At 42.1% G+C, this 6,174-nt stretch carries 5 protein-coding genes; 1 reads left to right on the top strand and 4 read right to left on the bottom strand.

Translation table 11 applies throughout. The annotated features are described in order from the left end of the window. Positions 1-380: 380 nt before the first annotated feature. Positions 381-1,292, top strand: a complete 912-nt coding sequence (locus NNC77_RS15825; protein WP_254971775.1) for an Rpn family recombination-promoting nuclease/putative transposase — start codon at positions 381-383, stop codon at positions 1,290-1,292. Between the two features lie 125 nt (positions 1,293-1,417). Here the strand turns inward: NNC77_RS15825 and NNC77_RS15830 are convergent, their stop codons facing one another. The 4 genes from NNC77_RS15830 to NNC77_RS15845 are packed head-to-tail and all read right to left on the bottom strand — an operon-like array spanning position 1,418 to position 5,693. After that, complete coding sequence (locus tag NNC77_RS15830; protein WP_254971777.1) at positions 1,418-1,585, bottom strand: hypothetical protein; 168 nt, start codon at positions 1,583-1,585, stop codon at positions 1,418-1,420. A gap of 56 nt (positions 1,586-1,641) precedes the next feature. After that, on the bottom strand, positions 1,642-3,261 hold the full coding sequence (locus tag NNC77_RS15835; protein ID WP_254971778.1) for a hypothetical protein: 1,620 nt from the start codon (positions 3,259-3,261) through the stop codon (positions 1,642-1,644). A 32-nt stretch (positions 3,262-3,293) separates the two neighbouring features. Beyond that, positions 3,294-4,751 (bottom strand): alpha/beta hydrolase family esterase, encoded by a 1,458-nt coding sequence (locus NNC77_RS15840; RefSeq protein ID WP_254971779.1) that lies wholly within the window; start codon positions 4,749-4,751, stop codon positions 3,294-3,296. Positions 4,752-4,754: 3 nt separating this feature from the next. Then, positions 4,755-5,693: a hypothetical protein gene (locus NNC77_RS15845; protein ID WP_254971780.1), complete on the bottom strand. Its 939-nt coding sequence runs from the start codon at positions 5,691-5,693 to the stop codon at positions 4,755-4,757. Positions 5,694-6,174: the final 481 nt, after the last annotated feature.

The following is a 6,174-nucleotide window of genomic DNA, read 5'->3' on the forward strand; positions in this document are numbered from 1 at the left end:
TTAAATATGCGTGCAAAGATACAAAATCAAATCGAATACACTACAAAAAGTCCGTAAACTTTTGAGTATTAATAACTTATTTAATAATCGTCTCGTTTTAACGGGACACTAGTGATATAGATTAATTCGTTACTGAAGTTTCGCATGTAAGCCCCATACGCCCTGAACCAACGGTCACCGGCCGAAGGGAAAGGTAAAGGGCGTGTGGGTAATTTCAACCGTACAGGTCGAAAAGTTTTAGAAAAAGTTATCAGATAGTATTGGGGATAGCAAAATCTTTACTTTTTTACCTTTTTACTTTTTTACCTTTAAAAATCCTAGAAAACTCTTGCAGATATGAAAATAAAACCGTAACTTTGCGGCATGGATTTTTAATACAGATGGTTATGAAGTACTTAGACCCTAAGGCAGACCTTACGTTCAAGAAGATATTCGGCAATCATCCTAAAAGACTGATCAGCCTTCTGAACGCCCTCCTGCCACTCAGCGAAGAAGAGCAGATACACGAGATAAAGTATCTGCCTACAGAACTTGTGCCTCAGCTCGAAGGGGGCAAGAACACCATAGTGGATGTACTCTGCACCGATGTCAGAGGCAGGAAGTTCTGCGTGGAAATGCAGATGGAATGGTCTGACGCATTCCAACAGCGAGTACTGTTCAATGCATCCAAGCTCTATGTGAGTCAAGCTAAAAAGGGAGGAAAATACAGTGAACTCCAACCTGTGTATTCTCTCAACCTGATAAATGATATCTTTGCGCATGATACTCCTGATTTCATTCACAACTACCGCATCGTGCACGATAAGGACAGCAATAAGGTCATCGAAGGCTTGCATTTCACCTTCATTGAACTCCCTAAGTTCACTCCTCATTCCATTGCCGATAAGCGCATGATGGTATTGTGGCTCCGTTTCCTCACAGAAATTAATTCCAATACGAAGGATATTCCTGCCGACCTGCTTAATGACCCAGAGATTGGAAAAGCCGTAGAAGAACTGGAGATTTCCGGCTTTACTGATGCCGAACTCCGTGCCTATGATAAATTCTGGGATTCGGTAAGTGTTGAAAGAACCCTTCTGGATGACAGATATCAGAAAGGAATGGAAGAAGGCATGGAGAAAGGCATGGAAAAAGGTATGGAAAAAGGTATGGAGAAAGGTAGAGCAGAAGGCAAGCATGAGGCCAACACAGAAACAGCACAACGATTGCTGGCAATGGGACTTTCTGCCGAACAGGTTGCCAAAGCTACCCAGCTACCTTTGGAAATCATTAAGAATCTGAGCAATACATAAAAAATATAATAGCGGAGATATTGATGACAAATATCACCATAATAAATCCCAGAACCGCTTGGAAGAGCGATTCTGGGATTTTTTTATACCATTTGTTTAATATTTATATTATATAGATTAATTCGTTACTCTTCGGCGCCGTCCCAGAGGCTGAATTTACGAGCATGGAATGGACCTTCTGGAGTTTCATTACTCAATGTTGTATTCACTTCATTGCCAGAGCCAGAGGCAGCCAACAGACTCACATTCTCCAACTTAACAATATCCATAGATGGTTTGATGTATTTCTTCATTATTTCTTTTTTTTAAAGTTCGTATTCCTATTGATCATATTAAGGAAGCTTTGCTATTACTTCAAAACAATCTTTTTGCCATTCTTGATTACAATACCCTTGTAACCCTTATCCACAAGCTGACCTGCAAGATTATACATTGGTGCATTGTTGCCAGCAGCCTCATTCTTTACAGAAGTGATACCGGTAGTAGAACCAGAATGATCTCCTAAGCTATAGAATTTTGCCGGATTAGCAGAGTTTTTAACTTCAAGATAAGCACATTTAGCAGGGATTGTTTTACCATTGGATGCCTTATAAAAACCATCCTGACCTTTTACAGTTGCCAATCCATAGACTGTTTTTTCGGTAGTAGAAGTAATTGTACCATCCGACAGCTTCAAGTCAGAAGTTACATCCTGATCCTGCAAACCTTCAGCCTTTGCCAAACGATAATCAGTTTTAGCCTTACCCTTCAGCAAGACAGCGACACCAGCAGGGACAACGCCCTCAACTTCATTCATCACGATTCCGGTCTTCTCTGCATTGAGTTTTACCGTATATGCCTTCAAATCATCAAGTTTACTATAATCTACAGGATAATAAGCTGCATATGTAGAATAGCCAGAAGGAGAAATGGTAACAATCTCCTCAGGAACATCTAAAGCCACAATCTTCACACTCTTGATAGAGATCGTGCCACCATAAGTGCCCACATTGAGCAAGAGACGCCTAGCGTTATCACCAGAACAAGTAACTGTCTTTATGAAGGTCTGATAGCCGGTAGTCAAATTGATATCCTCGAAATCGCCACATCCCCGATAGTTATCTGGATTCTGCAAACCTGCTTTGATGGAGCCTGCAACAGACCCCTTTGCTTCCATTGTTAACTGAATCTTAGCATCCTTAGGATAAACATTTTCGAAATCTACCTGCACATTATAAGGCAGTTCCTGCTTGGTAAAGGTAATACGATCAACATCAACGCCATCATCTTTGATGATTTCAGAGGTAAAACCTCCACCCCAACCACCAATGGCTGTTGCACCGTTAGAGAAATCAAGATTAGCCAAATCTACAGATGGGATATAAGTAGCATTTTCATCGGCTATCTCAAAGTTTGCACCACCTTGCCATTCTAGAAAATAAGCTGTCTTTGTTTTATCATATTTTGCAACTGTTGCATTCTCAAAATCCTCAGAAAAGAGGAGATTATCTTCTTCATCATACACTTTAACATTGTCTATATAAAGAATCGCATCCTTAGGCAGTTTACCAATATTCAACAAAAGAGCAGATGCAGCATACTCAAAATTCTCTAATTTATCTTTGTGAGTGGCACAATCAACCGTTGTTTTCCCAGGGAAATGAACAGCAACCTCCTTCCTGTCCTTAGTAATAGTCAACCCATCTGTGTAGCTGAACACTGCAGAATTATTCCACTGATCCTTATGAGCAGTTTGGCTATCATCAATAGCCTCGGTACCTATCTCAAATTCTGTATCAGAAGATGTGTATACATCAAACTTGACCACATTAGGCTTACCCTTCTGAACATTCTTCAGATTAATGAAGCACTGTCTAGTATGAGGTTCCCCAGGATTGTCAGCGGTGCCAGTAATCTTCAGCACCTTGTTAGCTGCACTCACGTTAACTGCCATAAAAGCAGCTGCCACTAAAGTTAATAATTTCTTCATTTCGTTCAGTTTAAAAAATTTATAATTGTTTGTTATTTAATCACGATTTTCTTACCACCATGAATATAGATACCCTTGGTAGGACGAATAACCTTCACACCTTGAAGAGTGTAGTATGCCTTATCCGCAGATTTCATCATGGTTGCCACAGCTGGCTTCTCGATGCCTGTTGATGCATAGGCTTCGTTGTCAAGAAAATAGCTTGGACCATTCCAGTTGGTGCTCCAGCCCTGAATATTGCGAGCTGAGAAATCGGCGTTGGCTATCAGATTCTCTGATGTTCCTTCCTTCACCAACACCATATCGTCAATATCGAGTATACCACCGTATTTGCCAAATACAAACTGGAAGGTATCCAAGGTGAAGTTGGCTGTGAAATTCCAGGTCAGCGTTTTCCAGTCGCCAGCCTCTACATGATAGGCTGCCTCATACTGCACATCATCGCTTCCACCCCACTGGTTCTTGTTGGCACTTGCATTCCAGATAGGCCAGAATCCCAGTTCAGCGCAATCTGCAGAAGTTCTCATCTTCATGGTCAGCGTATACTTGGCACCCTTCTCCAAAGCCTTTGGCAAGGTGTAGACAGCCTGACGGTCCCAGAGGTTCTCGCCCACAGTACTCTCGTAACGGATGAAATAGTTGCGGTTTTCCACAGGTACCGGATGCTGGTTCAACTGATGACGCTTGAAGAAGTTCCACAGTTCCTGGGTAGAATTTACCCCGTTAGGATCATTAGAATGCCAATGTCCCTTACCGTCAATGGAGATAAGGTTCACTTCTACATCATCGTTCACATTATTATATATAGTACGGGTATCATTTGCAGTATTTCTACCGGCAGGATAAGGACGGATTACCTGCGGATTGCTTGCATCGCAACCTTCGTAGGCAGCCCACCTCTTTACATATTCCTCAATGCTAGGATAACCGCCAGCCATGTGATAAGGATCGCCCGTATATTTGAACACATCATCAGCGGTTCCGTGAATATGCATGATAGGCACCATGCGGTTAGCTTTAGGCTGCTTACCGATGTCCACACCGCTTACTGGTCCGAAGGCGGCAATTTTATCGCCTAGAGTTTCCAGACAATGATACCCCAGCCAGCTACCCATAGAGAAACCCGAGAGATAGATGCGGTTCTTATCCACATTGTGCTTCAGCTCCATATCCTTCATGACAGCCACCACAAACTTCACATCACCCATACCGTGAGTGTCCCACATCTTGTTATTACCCAGCGGATAAGTAACAATAAAACCCTCGGTATCAGCCAGCGCATTCCATTGCGTCTGATTCTGCTGATACCCAGGGTCCTGATTCATACCATGAAGAGAAATCACCAGAGCTGGTGATTTCTCTACATTCTTTGGTACATAAGTGAGGGTCTTGCGAGTAGAATTCCCCACTTTTACATCTTCCCAGGTCTGTGCCGCCATTTGTAGGCACAGAACCATGAGGAGAGATGCGAGCATTGTAAAACGTCTCATCTATTACTTGATAACCATCTTTTTACCATTCTTGATGACAACGCCCTTATAGTTCTTACCTACCTGCTGACCAGCGAGGTTGAAGCACTTGCCATCCTTAGCTACCTCAAGATTCTCTACCTTAGAAATACCGGTAGGTGTATCAACCAACCAGGCACCGAGCACAGAAACCTTTGCTGGATTATTTTCTTGGTCGGTATACTGGATACCCACGTTCTTGATGACAGCACCTTCCTTGGTGGTGAAAGTAACCTCATCGCTGCCTCCGAATGAAGGCCACTCATGACTATCATCCTCGTAATCTACACACATCTGAACATTTGGGGTTGGCTCAGCCAATTTCACCTTGACTGTAACATTACTCTTGCCAGCCAAGCCATTGATAGCAAGCTGCTGCCACAGTTTATCGAAAGAAACTATACCCTTATACTTATTAGCAACTGTGTTATCAGTACCAGCCCAATCGGTGAAGGAGGCATAGACCTGCTTTTCAGAATTGTCGGCACCCACCAGAGTCAGCTTCTTCACCTTCAAGTTCACCTCTTCATCATCGGTATGCTGTACGCTTACACCCACGATGTAAGGATGCTCCGGGTCGAATACCAATTCATACTTCTTGGTAGTTCCATCGCCCACAGCACGACCATAAGCAGGAGTAGCCTCACCTTCAGCATCAGCAGAAGCCTTCCAAGTATAGTTTACTTGGCAGTTGGCAGGAAGCGGATCTTCGAACTCGAGGATATACTTAGGATAATCTGCAGAGTTGACATTGCAAGCAAACTCTGCTGCTCCATACATCTTGGAGATAGTGAAATCATAAACATCAGCATCGTAGGCAAAACCTGCATTCCAGCCACCACCCAAAACAAGAGGAGTCTCTGTCTGAGCATTCACACTTACAGCCATGAAAGCTGCTACAATCAAAGTAAATAACTTTTTCATAAGCTTTACAATTTGTTATTAAGTTAATAAATCCAGTTATAAAATTGAGAATTTCTCAAATCTGATGGCAAAAGTAACAGAAAAGGCTGAAAAAGACTTTGCGTGGTATAACAAATACTTTGTGAGAAGTACCAAATAGGTTTGATAGCCAACATTATAACGAAAATGATACACCATCAAACCTATTTGAAGAGGAAATCAGGAAAAGTCAAATAAACAAATATTCCAGATTCCCCAAATGTTTTTACCCAAAATATTCCAGATTCCCCAAATGTTTGGTCAAAACAGAGGAAAAATATACAGATGAGCCTAATACATCACGTCCTTCTCTGGGAATTTGTTATATGTTAAATATCAATTACTCACTGCTGTCCCGTTTAGAAATCGTCGGGGCTGAAAAGGCTAGGATATAGCCAATCCTCCGTCTCTTCTGTTGGAACAGCTTTGTTAAACAAATCATTTAAAGGAGTCTTGTCCGTAA

The sequence above is a fragment of the Segatella copri genome (genome assembly GCF_024330485.1).
GTDB classification, from domain to species: Bacteria; Bacteroidota; Bacteroidia; order Bacteroidales; family Bacteroidaceae; genus Prevotella; species Prevotella copri_L.